The organism is Nonomuraea sp. 3-1Str (assembly GCF_031570565.1).
In the GTDB taxonomy this organism is placed as follows: Bacteria; Actinomycetota; Actinomycetes; order Streptosporangiales; family Streptosporangiaceae; genus Nonomuraea.
This window is the reverse complement of sequence record NZ_JALHBK010000014.1, coordinates 197,461-212,469: the sequence shown is the minus strand read 5'-3', so window position 1 is coordinate 212,469 and position 15,009 is coordinate 197,461. Positions and strand designations below refer to the sequence as shown.

The following is a 15,009-nucleotide window of genomic DNA, read 5'->3' as shown; positions in this document are numbered from 1 at the left end:
AACGGAGCCGTAACGGATCTTGGAGTGCGGGCGGCGCGTCTGGAAGGCTGGCGTCATGATCCCGCCCGCGCGCCCAGGGGGAGGGCCCGCATGACGGCCGTCCGAGCTTTCGCCGCAGGGGACGAGGGCGCCCTGGTCGACGCCTGGAACCGGGCCATGCCGGCCGACCCCACCACCCGGAGCTGGTTCCGCGACTGCGTGCTGCTCGACCCCAACTTCGACCCCGAGGGCCTGCGCGTGGCCGTCACGGCCGCCGGTGAGGTCGCCGGCTGCGCGTACGCGGTGCGCCGGCTGACACCGCTCGCGCCCGGCACCGGCCTGGAGCCGGAGACCGGCTGGATCCCGTTCCTGTTCGTGGCGCCGGAGCACCGGGGCGGCGGGCTGGGCCGGCGGCTCCTCGACGAGGCGCTCGCCTTCCTGGCCGCCCACGACCGCACCCGGGTCGAGTTCGCCTGCTACACGCCCCACTACGTGCTCCCGGGCGCCGACCCCGAGCGCTACCCCGCCGGGTGCGCGCTGCTGCGCGACGCCGGGTTCGAGACGGTCTCCTCGCCGGTGGCGATGGACCGGAGCCTGGCCGGCTACGTCACGCCCGACGTGGTTCGCGCGCTGCGGGAGCGCCGCGAGGGCGAGGGCTACCGCTTCCGCTGTCCAGGCGACGGCGAGCTGCCGGAGCTGATCCGGTTCGCCTCCCGGGAGTTCAGCCCCGAGTGGGGCGAGGCGATCAGGCGGCTCGGGGACCCGGCGCGGCTGCTCGTGGCCGTGCGGGAGCGCGTCGTCGGGTTCGCCGCGTACGGGGCGTACCGGGGGATCGCCGAGCGGTTCGGGCCGTTCGGCGTGGACCCGTCCGAGCGGGGGACCGGGATCGGCGCGATCCTCCTCCACGGGGCGATGACCATGATGCGGGCCGAGGGGCTGCACGCGTCGTGGTTCCTGTGGACGGGACAGACGGGGCCCGCGGCCCGGTTGTACGTGAAGGCGGGCTACGAGGTCACGCGGCGCTTCCACGTGATGCGCCGCTCAGCCGGGGCCGTCCAGGACGGCTGACCGGTCCGCGGGGTACGCGTACCGGCGGGTGAGGGCCCGCGCGACGGCCGCGACCGCGTGGCGCAGCTCCGGCGGCGACAGGATCTCCACGTCCAGGCCCAGCCGCAGGAGCTCGCCCGTCGCGTGCTCCACCGACTCGATGGGCACCGTCACCCGCGTCCAGCCCTCCTCGTCCGGCGGCCCCGCCGTGGCCCTCGCCGCCTCCACCACGCCCGGGGTCATCAGGTCGGCCAGGCGCTCCAGCCCGCGCGGCGACAGCCGGACCACGGCCTCGCCGCGCCGCAGCCGGGCCTCGAACTCCGCCCGGTACGCCTCCCAGTGGGCCGCCAGGTCGAATCCCGGCGGGCGGGTGAAGCGCTCCTCGTGCAGCGGGTGCAGCTCCAGGATCTGCGACACCCGGTACGTGCGCACCTGTCCCTCCGAGCGGGCCACCACGTACCACCGCCCGGCCTTGACCACCAGCCCGTACGGCTCCAGCCGCCGCTCCACTTCCTGCGGCGCCTTCCAGCGGCGGTACCTGACCTGGAGCGCGTGCTCGTCCCACACGGCGGCGGCCACGGCCGGCAGGTGGGTGACCGGCTCCGCGTCGCGGTACCACGAGGGCGCGTCGAGCAGGAACCGCTCCTGGATCCGCCCGGCCCGGTCCCGCAGCTCGACGGGCAGCGCGGCCATGAGCTTGAGCTGCGCGGCCGTCACCACCGCCCCCAGCCCCAGCTCGGCCGCAGGGCCCGGCAGCCCGGCCAGGAACAGCGACTCCGCCTCGTCGGCCGTCAGCCCGGTCAGCCTGGTCCGGTAGCCGTCGAGCAGCCGGTAGCCGCCGCTCGGGCCGGCGTCGCCGTACAGGGGGATGCCGGCGGCGTGCAGCGACTCGACGTCGCGGTAGATCGTGCGCACGGACACTTCCAACCGCTCGGCGAGCTCCCGCGCGGTCATGAGGCCGCGCGTCTGCAGGAGCAGCAGGATGGAGACGAGCCGGGAAGCGCGCATTCGCTGACACTACCTGTCAGTGACCCACCCCTATCGTCGCCCGCATGAACGACTTCGACTTCTTCATCGGCACCTGGAACGTCCACAACCGCAGGCTCGTCAGCCGGCTCACCGGAAGCGACGAGTGGGAGGAGTTCGCGGGCCGGTCCACGTGCACGAGGCACTTCGACGGCGCCGCGAACGTCGACGAGATCGTCTTTCCCGCCAAGGGCTTCTCCGGGCTGACCGTGCGCGTCTGCGACCCGGCCACGCGGGAGTGGTCGATCTACTGGGCCAGCAGCACCGGGGGAGCGCTCGGCCTGCCGCCCATGGTGGGCCGGTTCGAAGGCGGCAGGGGCGAGTTCTACGCCGACGACCAGCACGAGGGCCGGCCGGTGCGCTGCCGGTTCGTCTGGACGGTCGTCGGCCCGGACTCCTGCCGCTGGGAGCAGGCGTTCTCGGTGGACGGCGAGCGCACCTGGGAGACCAACTGGACGATGGATTTCACCCGGGCCTGAGCCCCGGCTACGTCTGGCTGCCGGCCCAGAGGATCACGAGGATGGCGACGGTGGCCAGCACCAGCAGGGTCCCGCCCACCACGAGCACCCAGCGCAGACCGGGCGAGCGGGCGGGCTCGGCCTCGTACACGGGCACGTCGGGCAGCATGTCCGGTGTGTACGGCAGGCGGCGCGTGCCCGAGTCCTCCAGGAGCGACGGGTGCGGCGTGTGCCGGGGCGGATCGTCGGGGGCCGGGGTCTCGTCGGGCGACGGAGGCTGGGCGGGGACGGGGATGTGCATGGTCTTGCGGGCGTCCGGGTCGTCCGGAAGGGGGCGGTCGGCGGTCATCGAGGCTCCTGACCGTGAAGGCGGTGGGCGGTGCGTGGCGGGGTGTCGTTCAGACGGACTGTTCCTGTTCTTCCACCGCACGCGTGATCGACACCAGATCCAGGCCACCTTGGTAGCGGACGCCGTTGACGAACAGCGTCGGCGTGCCCCGCACGCCGCTCGCCCGGCCCGACTGCTCGTCCCTGGCGACCCGCGCGGCCTGCCCGGGCACGTCCGGCCACGGCTCCACGTCCATCTCGGCGGCGTGGCGGACCAGGTCGGCCTCCGTCAGGAACCGCTGGTTGCCGAAGAGCACGTCGTGCATCTCCCAGAACTTCCCCTCGCGCGCCGCCGCCTCGGACACCAGCGCGGCCGACATGGCCCTCGGGTGCAGGGTCCGCAGCGGGAAGTGCCGGAACACCAGGCGGACGTCGGGGTGCCTGCTGAGCAGCTCGTCCAGGATCGGCTCCAGCCGGCCGCAGTACGGGCACTCGAAGTCGCCGTACTCGACGATCGTGACTTTGGCGTCCGCCGGGCCGCGCACGTGGTCGTCCGGCCCCACCGGCTCCGACAGCAGCACGGGCAGCTCCTCCTCCGGCTCCGCCTCGGGCGGCGCGCACACGCCGCCCCGGTCCCACGCCAGCCGGAACGCGATCCAGCCGGTCAGAGCCGACAGCAGCGACCCGGCGAGGATGCCGATCTTGGCCTGGGCCTGCACGGCGGGGTCGTCGAAGGCCAGGTCCACGATGAACAGCGACACCGTGAACCCGATGCCCGACACCGCCGCCCCGCCGAGGAGCTGGCCCCACACCAGGTTGCCCGGCAGCATCCCCCAGCCGAGGCGCAGCGGCAGCCACGTGCCGAGCGAGATCCCGGCGAACTTGCCGAGCAGCAGCCCGGCGGCCACGCCGATGGAGATGGGCGAGGTGGCGGCCTGGCGCAGCGTGTCGCCGTCGAGCGCGACGCCGGCGTTGGCCAGCGCGAACAGCGGCACGATCACGTAGCTGCTCCACGGGTGGAGCTGGAGCTGCAGCCGCTCGTTCACCGACACGGCCGCGCGCACCCGGCGGGTCGCCTCGCGGGCGGCGCGGGCGTTGGGGTCGCTGGTGAGCCCCTGCACGGCCTCTCCGGCGGCCAGCAGCTTGTACTCGCTCGGCGCGTACACGAACACGAGGACGCCGAGCGCGATGCCGACCAGCGTCGGGTGGACGCCGCTCTCCAGCGTGGCCACCCACACGCCGAACCCGAGCAGGATGTAGGCCGGCGCGCGCCAGATCCGCAGCCGCCGCAGCGTCATGATGGCCGCGAGCAGCACCGCCGCGACGATCAGGGCCGGCACCGACAGGTCGCGGGTGTAGAAGACGGCGATGATGATGATCGCCAGCACGTCGTCCACGATCGCCAGCGTCAGCAGGAACGCGCGCAGCGGCTCGGGGCAGCGGGCTCCCACCACGGCCAGCAGGCCGAGCACGAACGCCGTGTCGGTGGCGATCGGCACGCCCCAGCCGCCGGCGCCCGGTCCGCCCGCGTTGAGCGCGAGGTAGACGGCCGCCGGCACGATCATGCCGCCGAACGCCGCCACGGCGGGGACGGCCAGCAGCCGCCGGTCCCGGAGCTGCCCGAGCCGCACCTCGTAGGAGGCCTCCAGGCCGATGAGGAAGAAGAACACCGCCATCAGGCCGTCGTTGACCCAGTGACGCAGGTCGAGGGAGAAGTCGGCGTCCCCGAAGGACAGGCCCATCGGGGTGTGCCAGAACGTCTCGTAGGTGCCGCTCCACGGCGAGTTCGCCCACAACAGGGCGAGCAGGGTCGCGCCGAGCAGCACGCTCGTGCTCCCCGCCTCGGTCTTGAAGAACGCCCGCAACATCCTGAACCCCCCAGTGGTCCGATGATAGGGGGAGTGTCCGTGTGCTCCCGAGCGCGGTCGGACGACAGGGCCGGACCGGCAATTCGACACGTCCCAAATGTGGCCACCGGAATGGCGCCGGGTAATGGCCGGCATTTCCGGATGATCGGCTTGCCCGCTACATGATCTTGGCTCTATTGTCGCGCCTCATGAGATTACGCATGACCGCCATGGTCGCCGCCCTCGTTTCGCTCCCGCTGACCGGCACGGCCGCCGCCGCTGCCGGTTATCCCGCCGGCTATCCCGTCAAAGGCGACGGGCTGACCGCCAGCCCCCTTTACGACAAAGGCGCCTTGCCTGCCGTGAAGTGCGAGGAGAAGCCGGTCAAGGCCCGCAACCGCGCCTCCGTCCGGGCCTACGTCGACGGCGTCGTCGGATGTCTCGACGCCACCTGGGAACAGCACCTCACCGCCGCCGGGCTGCCCTTCAAGAAGGTGCGGGTGAAGCATTACACCCGCATTCCGAAGAACTACTGCCGAATGGACGTCGGCAAGGAGCAGTCGATGGCGTTGTACTGCTCCAGAACCAGTACCATCGCCTTCCAGATCGGCAAGGACTGGATGGACAATCCGTACGACCTGTGGCTCGCCGACATGACCGCCGGCATGTACGCCTATCACGTGCAGAATCTGGTCGGTATTCAGGAGGCGCTGGACAAGGAGCCGTACCGCAACAAGGCGGAGCTGGCGGAGCAGGTGCGCCGGGCGAGCCTGCAGAGCTCCTGCCTGGCGACGGCGTTCCTGAAGAGCGTGTGGCCGCTGGACCGCCGCACCAAGCGCGACTGGAACGACCTGCTCTCGCTCGTGCAGGGCGACAGGGCCGGTGAGCCGCGCTACTACGGCAAGACCGGGACCATCAAGGCGTGGATGCGGCGCGGGTACGCCCAGGGCGACCCGGGGGCGTGCAACACCTGGACGGCGTCGGCCGCGCAGGTCTCCTGATCGGGGTCTCGTCGCTCAGGCGGGTTCGAGGGTGGCCAGGTAGGCGGCGGCCTCGGCGATCCGGTCCTCGGTGAAGACGCGGACCCCGTTGGCCTCCAGCAGCGCCGTGGTGACGCCCTGCCCGGGGGTGCGCCTGCCCTGGAAGGTGCCGTCGTAGATCGCCAGCGCGCCGCACGACGGGCTGCCCTCCTTCAGCACCGCCAGCCGTACCCCGGAGGAGCGGGCCACGGCCAGCGCCGACCGCGCGCCCTCCAGGAAGTGCGCGGTCACGTCGGACCCGTCCGCGGCCAGCACGCGAGCGGCGCCCGCCAGCACGGCGGCGCCGCCCGCGCCCGCCTCGATCTCGGCGGCGGGACGCGGCGTCGGCAGCCCGCCCTCGACCTCGGGGCAGAACGGCACCAGCCGCCCCTCCTCGCGCCACCCGGCCAGCCGGGCGTCGGAGCTCGTCCTGGCCCCGCCGTCGTAGCGCACTCTCCGGCCCATCAGGCACGCGCTGACCAGGATCCTCTCCATGTCTTCGATCCTAAGCCGCGTCGCCGGCGTCGCCCGCCCCGTCCGGGGGCGAGGGGGGCGGGCGATAGCCTTTTCCGCGATGAACACCACCGTGGCCACGATCGTCATCGCCGGCTCGCTGCTGCTCGCGCTGGCGAGCCTGATCACCGCGATCCGCGACCGGCCCATGGGCATGGTCCTGCTCGTCGGCTTCGCCGTGCTGGAGGTCGCCGTGCTGGTGCAGGCGGGCATCGTGATCGCGGCCGTCGCCGGGGGCGAGGGCGCGCACGTGTCCAAGGGCACGCTGTTCGGCTACCTCGCGGGCGAGGCGGTCATCCCGCCCGCCGGGGTGTTCCTGGCGCTGGCCGAGCGCAGCCGGTGGGGGCCGGGGATCCTGACCGTGGCCGGGTTCGCCATCGCGGTGATGACCGCGCGGCTGCTGCAGATCTGGCAGGGCGGGCCATGACGTCCCCCTCGATCGGGACCGGCCCCGGCCGGGCGCTGCTGGCGGTCTACGGGCTGTTCGCGCTCGCCGCGGGCGCGCGGGCCGCCGTGCAGATCCTCACCCGCTTCGGCGAGGCGCCGCTGGCGTACTCGCTGTCGGCCTTCGCCGCGCTCGTCTACATCCTGCTCACCGTGGCGCTGGCCCGCGGCGCGCGCCGGCTGGCGCTGGCGGCGCTGTTCGTGGAGCTGGCCGGGGTGCTGGTCATCGGCACGGCGAGCGTGCTCGACCCGGCCGCCTTCCCGGAGGCGACGGTGTGGTCGGTGTACGGCAAGGGCTACCTGTTCATTCCGCTCGTGCTCCCGCTCGTCGGCCTCTACTGGTTGCTGCGCAGGCGTTAACGCCGGCCCCGCAAGGGCAGGGGCGGACACCATGAGCACGATCGAACACTCGGTAGACGTCAACGTTCCTGTCAGGGTCGCCTACGACCAGTGGACGCAGTTCGAGAGTTTCCCCGAATTCATGGAAGGGGTCGAGTCGGTCAAACAGCTCACGGACACGCGCACCGCGTGGATCACCGAGATCGCCGGGGTGCGGCGCGAGTTCGAGGCCGAGATCTCCGAGCAGCACCCGGACGAGCGCATCGCCTGGCACTCGGTGGACAAGCCCCGGCAGGCCGGGGTGGTGACCTTCCACCGGCTCGACGAGAACACCACGCGGGTCACGCTCCAGATGGAGTACGACCCCGAGGGCTTCCTGGAGACGGCCGCTGACTGGCTGCAGATCGTCCGCATGCGCGTCCGCAACGACGTCCAGCGGTTCAAGGAGTTCATCGAGTCGCGCGGCGGGGCGACCGGCGCGTGGCGCGGCGACGTTCCCGGCCCGCACCAGCACGGCTCCGGCCTCGACACCGGCGGCTCCATGCCGCCCCGCTCCGGCGACCCCATGCCGCCCGGCTCGGGCGAGCCCGTGCTGCCGGGCAGCGTCGGCGGCAGCGACTACCCGCCCGGCACCGGCACCAGCCCCACGCTTCCGCCGCCCGGCCCGCTGGGGACGCACGACGACCCGCCGCAGCCGCCGCGCCCGGTCCTGTAACGGCGCGCTCTGACAGGACACTCCCTCCGATCACAAAGCCCCCGAGACCGGGGGCTTTGTCATGTGTCAGGAATAAATGCCGGTTTTGGGGCTGTTAAGATTGCCATTCGTCCCATGATTAGATGAGTGGAGGATCTCCCCCACATGACCGTGCTCGCCGAGCTCCGAAGCGAGTCCCGCGGCAGGACCGGCCCCCTCGCCTGGCTCCTGGTGCTGGGCATCGTCCTCGCGGCCCTCAATCTGCGCACCGCCGTCACCAGCGTCGGGCCGCTGCTCGACCAGCTCGCCCAGGGCCTCGGCATGAGCAGCGTCGGCACCGCCCTGCTCACCACGCTACCCGTGCTCGCCTTCGCGACGGTCGGGGCGATCACGCCCTCCCTGTCCAGGCGGCTGGGCGAGCACCGGCTGCTGCTGCTCGCCCTCGTCACCCTCGGCGTGGGCCTGCTGGTCAGGTCGCTGGTCGGCTCGGCGCCGGTGTTCCTGCTGAGCAGCGCGGTCGCGCTGTCCGGCGGGGCCGTGGGCAACGTCCTCATCCCCACCCTGATCAAGCGGCACTTCCCGGCCCGCACCGGCGTCATGACCACCGTCTACACGACCGCGCTCGCCGCCGGCACCATGCTGGCCGCGGCGGCCACCGTGCCGATCGAGCGCGCGTCGGGCGACTGGCACATCGCGCTCGGCGTGTGGGCGGCCCTGGCGGCCGTGGCCACCCTGCCGTGGCTGGCCCTGCTGCGCAGCGACCCGGCCCGCCGCCGGACACCCGGGAACGCGGCGGGGGACGCGTCCGGCGACACGCAGGACGGCGTCGCGCCTGAGGCCGCGGCGCCCGCCTCGGGGCTGCGTCAGCTCGCCCGCAGCCGGCTGGCCTGGATGGTCGCCGTCTACTTCGGCACCCAGTCGATGATCGCGTACATCATGTTCGGCTGGCTGCCCACGATCCTCACCGACGGCGGCTACAGCACCGGCGAGGCCGGGTTCGTCCTCGGGGTCTTCACCGCGCTGAACATCCCCGTCTCCATCATCATCCCCGTGGTCGCCTCGCGCTTCCGCGACCAGCGGCCCGTGGTGGTGGGGCTCGTCGCGGCGTACGCGGCCGGCTTCCTCGGGCTGTGGCTCGCGCCCGTCTCCACCGCCATGGTGTGGGTGGTGCTCATCGCACTCGGCATGGGGTCGTTCCCGCTGGCGCTCATGATGCTCGGCCTGCGCACCCGCACCGCCGAGTCCACGGCAGCGCTGTCCGCGTTCGGGCAGAGCGCCGGCTACCTCATGGCCGGCGCGGGGCCGCTCGCCGTCGGCCTGCTGCACGACCTGACCGGCGGGTGGACGCTGCCGTACGCGATGCTCTTCGTGGTGCTGGCCGCGCAGCTCGTCACCGGCCTGTACGCGGGACGGCGCCGCTACATCGAGGACGAGCGGCGGGAGCGCGTGGCCGCGGAGCCTGCGACAATTCAGGGGTGAACTCCACCGTCGTCACCTTCCCCGAGGGCCGGGTCACCGGCCGATCCGAGATCGTCGGGACCGTGCCGGTGGGGGAGCGGCACGGTCTCGTCGTGTCCGAGACCCCGTTCCACCCGCTCGACCACACCTGGCCCGACCAGCCCGCCGACCGCGGCACGATCGGCGGGCTGCCGGTCGTCGACTGCGTGACCGGCGCCTGGGCGGAGGGCCGGCTGCACCTCGGCGAGGACATCCCCGCGCGGCGGGGCGCCGAGGGCTGGCAGTGGCTCGTCGTGCACGTCACCGACACCCCGCTGCCGGTGGGCGAGAGCGTCGACCTGGCCGTGGACCCCGCCCACCGCGCGGCCCTGTCGGCCGGGCACACCGCCTGCCACCTGGCCGCCCTGGCCCTGAACGCCGCCCTGGCCGGCCGCTGGCGCAAGGAGCCGGCCCTGGACGGGCTCGGCCACCCCGACTTCGACCAGACGGCGATCACCTCCTCGCGCATCTCGCCCGGCGCCAGCCTCGACGTGTACCGGCTGGGCAAGTCGCTGCGCAAGAAGGGCTTCACGGCCGACGGCCTGGACGCCGGCCTCGCCGAGGTGGCCGCCGCCGTCGACGACCGCCTCAAGGCGTGGACGGCGGCCGACGCGCCCGTACGGCTGGAGGTGCCCGGGCCGGAGCTGACCGCCCGCCGCACCTGGCACTGCGCGCTGCCCGAGGGCGAGGCGTCGATCCCGTGCGGCGGCACGCACGTGTCGCGCACGTCAGAGCTGGGGACCGTCACGGTCGAGCTGGCCCTGGAGGAGGCCACCCTGACCATGCGCACCACCGTGACCCGCTGAGCCGTTCGCGCACGGCCGGCCGGCACTTCTGAGGCGCGCTCAGACGGCGCCAAGGAAGTCCAGCACCCTCCTCCAGGCGTCCGCGCAGGCCGCCTCGTGCGCGCCGTGCCCGCTCGGCGCGGTGTGCGTGGCGTGCTCGCTGGGCGCGGTGTGCGCGGCGTCGAAGAAGCCGTGCGGCGCGCCCGGATAGGTGACCAGCTCGTGCCGCACCCCGGCGGCCGTGAGCGCCTGCCCGAACTCCGCCACCTGCTCGGCGGGGATGCCCTCGTCCGCGCCGCCGAACAGGCCGAGGACCGGCGCCGACAGCTCGGCGGCGTGCTGGGTGGGGCCCGGCCCGTACGGCCCCGCGATGCCCGGCGCGCCGTAGAAACCGATCACCCCGGCGAACCCGAACCGGGGCGCGGAGGCGAGGAACGCGTTGCGCCCGCCCATGCAGAAGCCCAGCGCCACCGCCGGTCGGCCGAGCCGGTCGGCCGCGGCCATGATGTCGGCCTGGATGGTGTCCCTGCCCAGCCTGGTGACGTGCTCCATGATCGGGAAGGCTTCGCCGCGGTCGTCGTCCGCCGCCGTGCGCCCGTAGTAGTCGATGGCGACGGCCGGGTGGCCCTGCTCCGCCAGCCGTACGGCCAGGTGCTTGTAGAACCCGTGCAGGCCCCGCACGTCGGGCAGGACGACGACGCCCGCGCCGCGCACGTCGTCGGGACGGGCCTCGTAGGCGGCGAACGTCGCACCGTCCGCCGAGGTCAGGCGGAGCGACCGGGCGCGGGTGCCGGTGACGGGGGGAGTGAAGGCGGGCGGGGCGGCCTCGGGGTCGTAGCACATGGCTCAGGAATTTACCAAAGCCAGATTGATAAATCCAGGCTTGGCGTCGGTGGCGCTAGCCTTGGGCCCGTGCTAGCGAAGGACCTCCGGATCGCCGTCGGCCGCCTGGCGCGGCGCATCCGCCAGCTCTACACCAACGGGGCGGACGACGACGTGTCGTTCAGCGAGCTCGCCGTACTGGCGCGGCTGGACCGGGAAGGGGCGCTCACCTCGGCCCGGCTGGCCGCGCTGGAGCGCATCACCGCCCAGGCCATCGGCACGATCCTCGGCGGCCTGCACCGGCGCGGGCTCGTGGCGCGCGACCCCGATCCCGAGGACGGCCGCCGGGTGATCTCCTCGATCACCGGCAAGGGGCAGGCCGCGCTCGTCAGCCGCGACCTGGTCATCACCGAGCGCCTCGCCGCCGCCGTCGACACCCTCACCCCCGAGGAGCGCGAACGCCTGGCGGCCGCGCTGCCGATCCTGGCCGTCCTGGCGGACCGGCTCTGAGTTCGCGCGGCCCGTCTCCGGGTCGCCGCGGCGCGCCTCGTCCGGTGTCAGCATGTGGTGACAAACACTGCCGTGTCAGCATATGCTGACGCCGTGACCGTACCCACGACCGTATCCACGACCGGGCCCGTTCCGGTGGACGCCGCAGACCTGGCCCGTGCAGCGGCCGGCCCCGACCCCGGCGTGGGGCTCGCGGCGGTCGCCGCCCTCCGGACCCTGCTGGAGGAGCTGGAGGCGGCGCACGTGTCGCACGCCCGCGACCGCGGCTGGTCCTGGGAGCGGATCGCCGACGCGCTCGGCGTGAAGCGGCAGACGGTCCACCGCAAGCACGCCCGCAGACTCGGGAGGTAGAACAATGCCGCAATCGTTCGGCAGTACGCCCGACGCGACGCCCGGCGGGCCGGCCGCGTCCGTCGTGCGCCACGGCTTCGCCCGGTTCACCCGGCCCGCGCGCCGAGCCGTGGCCACGGCCGGCACGATCGCGCTCGACGCGGGCCACCCGGCGCTGACCACCGGCGTCCTGCTGCTCGCCCTCGCCGAGACCCGCCCCTTCGACCTCACCTCGTTCACCGCCACGCGCGAGGAGATCGGTTCCCGCGTCGACACGGGCCCGGACGCGCGGGCGCTGCTCGCCACGCTCGGCATCGACCTCGACGAGGTGCGCCGCCGCACCCGCGCGAGCGCCGGCGACCCGGACCGGTGGCGGCTCACGCGCTCGCCGCTGCGGCCCCTGAGGATGACGCTGCACGGGCCGCTGGGCTCCATCCCGCTGGCGGGCCACATGCGCAAGGTCGTGGAGGTCGCCCGCCTGCGGCCCGGCCCGGTGACGGGCGTGAGCCTGCTGTGGGGCCTGCTGGCCGACGGCGGCAACGGCACGGCGGCGATCCTGCGCTCCGCCGGGGTGGACGTGTGCGGGCTCGTCCGTGAGCTCGGCATGCCGATCCGGCGGGCGGCCTAGCGTCCGGTTCGCCGTGGGTGGCACGGGGACGGCGGGATCTCCGATACACTTGCCATGAATCAAGGGGCTATGGCGCAGTTGGTAGCGCGCCTCCATGGCATGGAGGAGGTCTGGGGTTCGAATCCCCATAGCTCCACTGCGATAATGCGGCGGCATCCGTTACGGGTGTCGCCGTTTCGCTGTGCAGGACGCCATTGCGGCGCTGCGCGCTCAGGGCCTCAGGCGTTCATTCCAGTCGTGCCGGAGCCGTGATGCCTGAAGGCCCCTCCGCTTCGCTCCGGGTTAGATCCTGTGGCACATCGTGGTACGGCCGCATATCATTGAGACATGGATGCTCCGAAGCCTCGTCCGACCGAGGTAAGCGTGCGCCAGTTCGTCAACGACTCCGGTAGCGTCACGCGCGGCCTGCGCGAGGGAAAGCGCTACATTCTGACGATCAATGGCGAGCCGCTCGCCGAAGTGAAGCCGATCAAGCGCCGCCGGTTCGTTCCCACAGCCGAGGCACAGGCCGTGTTCGCCACCGCCCCGGCTGTTGACTGGGACGAGGTGCGGGCTGATCTGGACACGGTGATCGATGACGAACTGCGCGATCCGTTCGACGGGACCGGCCTGTGATCGGGTATGAGCGAGGCGTTCTCGACACCAACATCGTGGCCGCCTTCAAGCTCTTCGACCCCGCCGAACTGCCCGCAGAGTCGGCGATCACAGCTGTCACCCTTGGCGAGCTGTCGCGCGGCCCCTACGCCACTGATGATCCGGTCAAGCGTGCGGGCAGGGTCGCGGTGCTCCAGCATGCTGAAGCGGCATTCGGTGTTCCGCTGCCGTACGACGCCGAAGCGGCTCGCATGTTCGGGCAGATCTGTGCCGTCGTGTACGCGCGGGGTCGACAGCCACGAAGCAGGACCGCCGACTTGATGATCGCCGCCACTGCCGCCGGTAACGAGCTGCCATTGTTCACCGCCAACCCCAAGGACTTCGACGGGCTGGAACGGCTCGTGAACGTGATCGGCGTGACGCGACCGTACGGCGCGACGGGCTGACCTCAAGGCCCCGGTTTGTCGCCCTCGACTCAGGGCGTCCGTTGAGGGCTCCGGAACGGGCGAGAACGGGACTATCGGTACTTCTCGATAGCCGCCGCGACGAGTTCGGCCGACCGATCGGCGATGGTGTGACCGGGCCGCGGGGCGTAGACGTCGATGGTCACCAAGACGTTCGTCACGCGCAGCACTGTCCGCGTTTGGTAGCCCGGGAGCCCGAAGGGCCGCGGTTGGGTATAGCTGTACGCCTCATCGCCGGCGTCCGGCCCGTTGCGGAGCTTGGTTCCCGCGTTGCGCCTGGGCTCCTCCTTCATGAACTTGACCGACTGCTTGTAGGAGAACCCGGCCGTCGACGCGCTGGGCAGACGGAACGCCGTGACGCTCAGGGTGGCACCGTCCGCCCGGCCCCACTTGCAAGCGGAGGCGCTGAGGAACTGCCGCTTCATCGGAGCGTCGAACAGCGAGCGCGTCTGCTTGCTGGTCAGCAGGTCGCACGCCTCGAAGTCGCGGGAGATCAGCGGCGTGGCCGAGACCGACGGCCCGGCCGACGGGCTCGACGTCGGTGCCGCGGAGTAGGTGGATCGGGGCGTGAGCACGTAGCCGAGTAAGCGGACGGTGTTCGGGAACAGCAGCGGCACGACCACTATCGCCGCCGCCACGGTCAGCACCACCGCGAGCACGGCGCCCACGACGATCTGGGGGCGGACGCGCCGGGACGAGCGTCCCGGCGTGGTCCGCTTCTGTGGGCGGGTCGTGCCGGTCGCGGTGTCGCCCCGCGAGACGGCGTCCAGCCAGCCGGCCGCCTCGTCCGAGGAGCAGCGGCGTGCCGGGTCCTTCTCCAGGATCGCGCTCAGGACGGGAGCGAGCGGGCCGGCCAGCCGGAAGGGGGCGGGTTCCTGCATGAGCACGGCTGCCAGCGCCGCGGCCTGGTTCGGGCGGGCGAACGGCGGGCTGCCCTCCACCGCCGCGAAGAGCGTGGCGCCGAGGGACCACAGGTCGGCGAGCGGGCCCTCGGCCTCGCCGCGCAGGCGCTCCGGGGCGATGTAGCCGGGCGAGCCGGTCAGCATCCCCGTCTGCGTGAGCCCGTTGTCTCCGACGATGGTCGCGATGCCGAAGTCCGTCAGCAGCACCCGCCCGTCGTCGGTGAGCATGACGTTGGCGGGTTTGACGTCCCTGTGCAGGATGCCCGAGGTGTGCGCGGCCGTGAGGGCGTCGATCATCCGGAGCCCGATGGCGGCCACCTGGTGCGGCGGCAGCGGGCCGTCGTCGCGAACAGCCCGATCGAGGGAGCGCCCGCGGACCAGCTCCATGACGATCCACGGCCGTCCTCCGTCGAGGACCACGTCGTGCACCGTGACGATGGACGCGTGGGAGCGCAGTGTCGCCGCGGCGCGCGCCTCGCGGAGCGTGCGTTCGGTCAGCTCGGCCCGTGACGCCTCGTCGAGGTCGGGCGGGAGCCGCACCTCCTTGATGGCCACTTCCTGCCGGAGGAGCTCGTCCATCGCCCGCCAGACCGTGCCCATGCCGCCCTGGCCGAGCTGCGACAGCAGCCGATAACGGCCTGCGAGCAGCATCACCGTGCCCTTGCCGACGTCCCGGACTCTCCGACCATTCCAAGCCTCCTGGCGATCTCGGCGCGAGCTCTTCGGCATGACGTGCCACCGGCGGGTCCCGGTGATTGATCTATCATGCACGTTGCGCAGCGCC

Annotated in this window: 19 protein-coding genes and 1 tRNA gene; 14 read left to right on the top strand and 6 right to left on the bottom strand. The window is 72.7% G+C overall.

All coding sequences use genetic code 11. The features are described 5' to 3' along the window. Positions 1–90: 90 nt before the first annotated feature. Positions 91–1,047, top strand: a complete 957-nt coding sequence (locus tag MTP10_RS23365) for a GNAT family N-acetyltransferase (RefSeq protein ID WP_310711723.1) — start codon at positions 91–93, stop codon at positions 1,045–1,047. Here the strand turns inward: MTP10_RS23365 and MTP10_RS23360 are convergent. Continuing rightward, on the bottom strand, positions 1,021–2,034 hold the full coding sequence (locus MTP10_RS23360) for a YafY family protein (RefSeq protein ID WP_310711722.1): 1,014 nt from the start codon (positions 2,032–2,034) through the stop codon (positions 1,021–1,023). The two genes, MTP10_RS23365 and MTP10_RS23360, sit on opposite strands and share 27 nt — an antisense overlap. 44 nt (positions 2,035–2,078) lie before the next feature. Here MTP10_RS23360 and MTP10_RS23355 point away from each other — a divergent pair, with 44 nt between their 5' ends. Beyond that, on the top strand, positions 2,079–2,531 hold the full coding sequence (locus tag MTP10_RS23355) for a hypothetical protein (RefSeq protein WP_310711721.1): 453 nt from the start codon (positions 2,079–2,081) through the stop codon (positions 2,529–2,531). A gap of 7 nt (positions 2,532–2,538) precedes the next feature. Here the strand turns inward: MTP10_RS23355 and MTP10_RS23350 are convergent, their stop codons facing one another. Continuing rightward, positions 2,539–2,859: a hypothetical protein gene (locus MTP10_RS23350; RefSeq protein WP_310711720.1), complete on the bottom strand. Its 321-nt coding sequence runs from the start codon at positions 2,857–2,859 to the stop codon at positions 2,539–2,541. Between the two features lie 49 nt (positions 2,860–2,908). Continuing rightward, positions 2,909–4,705, bottom strand: coding sequence for a Na+/H+ antiporter NhaA (nhaA, locus tag MTP10_RS23345; RefSeq protein ID WP_310711719.1), 1,797 nt, complete (start codon positions 4,703–4,705; stop codon positions 2,909–2,911). Positions 4,706–4,905: 200 nt separating this feature from the next. Between nhaA and MTP10_RS23340 the strand changes: the two genes are divergently transcribed. Continuing rightward, positions 4,906–5,685 carry a hypothetical protein gene (locus tag MTP10_RS23340; RefSeq protein ID WP_310711718.1) on the top strand — a complete coding sequence of 260 codons (780 nt, stop codon included), beginning with the start codon at positions 4,906–4,908 and terminating at the stop codon, positions 5,683–5,685. A 15-nt stretch (positions 5,686–5,700) separates the two neighbouring features. Here MTP10_RS23340 and MTP10_RS23335 read toward each other — a convergent pair whose 3' ends face one another. Then, positions 5,701–6,198, bottom strand: coding sequence for a DUF523 domain-containing protein (locus MTP10_RS23335; protein WP_310711717.1), 498 nt, complete (start codon positions 6,196–6,198; stop codon positions 5,701–5,703). 79 nt (positions 6,199–6,277) lie between these two features. Between MTP10_RS23335 and MTP10_RS23330 the strand changes: the two genes are divergently transcribed. From MTP10_RS23330 to MTP10_RS23310, 5 genes are all read left to right on the top strand, one after another. After that, on the top strand, positions 6,278–6,643 hold the full coding sequence (locus MTP10_RS23330) for a hypothetical protein (RefSeq protein WP_310711716.1): 366 nt from the start codon (positions 6,278–6,280) through the stop codon (positions 6,641–6,643). Further along, entirely contained in the window at positions 6,640–7,020 is a 381-nt protein-coding gene (locus MTP10_RS23325) for a hypothetical protein (RefSeq protein ID WP_310711715.1), read from the top strand. Before MTP10_RS23330 ends, MTP10_RS23325 begins: the two co-directional genes overlap by 4 nt. Before the next feature lie 31 nt (positions 7,021–7,051). Beyond that, positions 7,052–7,714 carry an SRPBCC family protein gene (locus MTP10_RS23320; RefSeq protein WP_310711714.1) on the top strand — a complete coding sequence of 221 codons (663 nt, stop codon included), beginning with the start codon at positions 7,052–7,054 and terminating at the stop codon, positions 7,712–7,714. A 144-nt stretch (positions 7,715–7,858) separates the two neighbouring features. After that, positions 7,859–9,172, top strand: a complete 1,314-nt coding sequence (locus MTP10_RS23315; RefSeq protein WP_397334496.1) for a CynX/NimT family MFS transporter — start codon at positions 7,859–7,861, stop codon at positions 9,170–9,172. Continuing rightward, on the top strand, positions 9,169–9,996 hold the full coding sequence (locus MTP10_RS23310; RefSeq protein ID WP_310711711.1) for a metal-dependent hydrolase: 828 nt from the start codon (positions 9,169–9,171) through the stop codon (positions 9,994–9,996). The genes MTP10_RS23315 and MTP10_RS23310 overlap by 4 nt, the downstream gene beginning before the upstream one ends. Before the next feature lie 39 nt (positions 9,997–10,035). On the opposite strand, the gene MTP10_RS23305 is transcribed toward MTP10_RS23310, so the two are convergent. Beyond that, the gene (locus tag MTP10_RS23305; protein WP_310711710.1) at positions 10,036–10,818 is read right to left on the bottom strand and encodes a dienelactone hydrolase family protein; all 783 of its coding nucleotides are present in this window, start codon (positions 10,816–10,818) and stop codon (positions 10,036–10,038) included. A 69-nt stretch (positions 10,819–10,887) separates the two neighbouring features. Between MTP10_RS23305 and MTP10_RS23300 the strand changes: the two genes are divergently transcribed. The 6 genes from MTP10_RS23300 (at position 10,888) to MTP10_RS23275 (ending at position 13,305) form a co-directional block, all read left to right on the top strand. After that, positions 10,888–11,307, top strand: coding sequence for a MarR family transcriptional regulator (locus tag MTP10_RS23300; protein ID WP_310711709.1), 420 nt, complete (start codon positions 10,888–10,890; stop codon positions 11,305–11,307). Between the two features lie 93 nt (positions 11,308–11,400). Next, entirely contained in the window at positions 11,401–11,658 is a 258-nt protein-coding gene (locus tag MTP10_RS23295) for a helix-turn-helix domain-containing protein (RefSeq protein ID WP_310711708.1), read from the top strand. 4 nt (positions 11,659–11,662) lie between these two features. Beyond that, entirely contained in the window at positions 11,663–12,265 is a 603-nt protein-coding gene (locus MTP10_RS23290; RefSeq protein WP_310711707.1) for a Clp protease N-terminal domain-containing protein, read from the top strand. Between the two features lie 63 nt (positions 12,266–12,328). Next, a tRNA-Ala gene (locus MTP10_RS23285) sits at positions 12,329–12,401 on the top strand. Positions 12,402–12,592: 191 nt separating this feature from the next. Next, entirely contained in the window at positions 12,593–12,880 is a 288-nt protein-coding gene (locus tag MTP10_RS23280; protein WP_310711706.1) for a hypothetical protein, read from the top strand. Beyond that, on the top strand, positions 12,877–13,305 hold the full coding sequence (locus MTP10_RS23275) for a type II toxin-antitoxin system VapC family toxin (RefSeq protein ID WP_310711705.1): 429 nt from the start codon (positions 12,877–12,879) through the stop codon (positions 13,303–13,305). Before MTP10_RS23280 ends, MTP10_RS23275 begins: the two co-directional genes overlap by 4 nt. 71 nt (positions 13,306–13,376) lie before the next feature. On the opposite strand, the gene MTP10_RS23270 is transcribed toward MTP10_RS23275, so the two are convergent. Further along, positions 13,377–14,876, bottom strand: a complete 1,500-nt coding sequence (locus MTP10_RS23270; protein WP_310711704.1) for a serine/threonine-protein kinase — start codon at positions 14,874–14,876, stop codon at positions 13,377–13,379. Positions 14,877–15,009 lie beyond the last annotated feature (133 nt).

Coding starts and splice junctions, on each gene's coding strand:
- MTP10_RS23280 (WP_310711706.1), top strand. CDS start 12,593: ATGGATGCTCCGAAGCCTCGTCCGACCGAGGTAAGCGTGCGCCAGTTC.
- MTP10_RS23340 (WP_310711718.1), top strand. CDS start 4,906: ATGACCGCCATGGTCGCCGCCCTCGTTTCGCTCCCGCTGACCGGCACG.
- MTP10_RS23325 (WP_310711715.1), top strand. CDS start 6,640: ATGACGTCCCCCTCGATCGGGACCGGCCCCGGCCGGGCGCTGCTGGCG.
- MTP10_RS23330 (WP_310711716.1), top strand. CDS start 6,278: ATGAACACCACCGTGGCCACGATCGTCATCGCCGGCTCGCTGCTGCTC.
- nhaA (WP_310711719.1), bottom strand. CDS start 4,705: ATGTTGCGGGCGTTCTTCAAGACCGAGGCGGGGAGCACGAGCGTGCTG.
- MTP10_RS23315 (WP_397334496.1), top strand. CDS start 7,859: ATGACCGTGCTCGCCGAGCTCCGAAGCGAGTCCCGCGGCAGGACCGGC.
- MTP10_RS23320 (WP_310711714.1), top strand. CDS start 7,052: ATGAGCACGATCGAACACTCGGTAGACGTCAACGTTCCTGTCAGGGTC.
- MTP10_RS23290 (WP_310711707.1), top strand. CDS start 11,663: ATGCCGCAATCGTTCGGCAGTACGCCCGACGCGACGCCCGGCGGGCCG.
- MTP10_RS23335 (WP_310711717.1), bottom strand. CDS start 6,198: ATGGAGAGGATCCTGGTCAGCGCGTGCCTGATGGGCCGGAGAGTGCGC.
- MTP10_RS23270 (WP_310711704.1), bottom strand. CDS start 14,876: ATGCTGCTCGCAGGCCGTTATCGGCTGCTGTCGCAGCTCGGCCAGGGC.
- MTP10_RS23365 (WP_310711723.1), top strand. CDS start 91: ATGACGGCCGTCCGAGCTTTCGCCGCAGGGGACGAGGGCGCCCTGGTC.
- MTP10_RS23350 (WP_310711720.1), bottom strand. CDS start 2,859: ATGACCGCCGACCGCCCCCTTCCGGACGACCCGGACGCCCGCAAGACC.
- MTP10_RS23355 (WP_310711721.1), top strand. CDS start 2,079: ATGAACGACTTCGACTTCTTCATCGGCACCTGGAACGTCCACAACCGC.
- MTP10_RS23360 (WP_310711722.1), bottom strand. CDS start 2,034: ATGCGCGCTTCCCGGCTCGTCTCCATCCTGCTGCTCCTGCAGACGCGC.
- MTP10_RS23305 (WP_310711710.1), bottom strand. CDS start 10,818: ATGTGCTACGACCCCGAGGCCGCCCCGCCCGCCTTCACTCCCCCCGTC.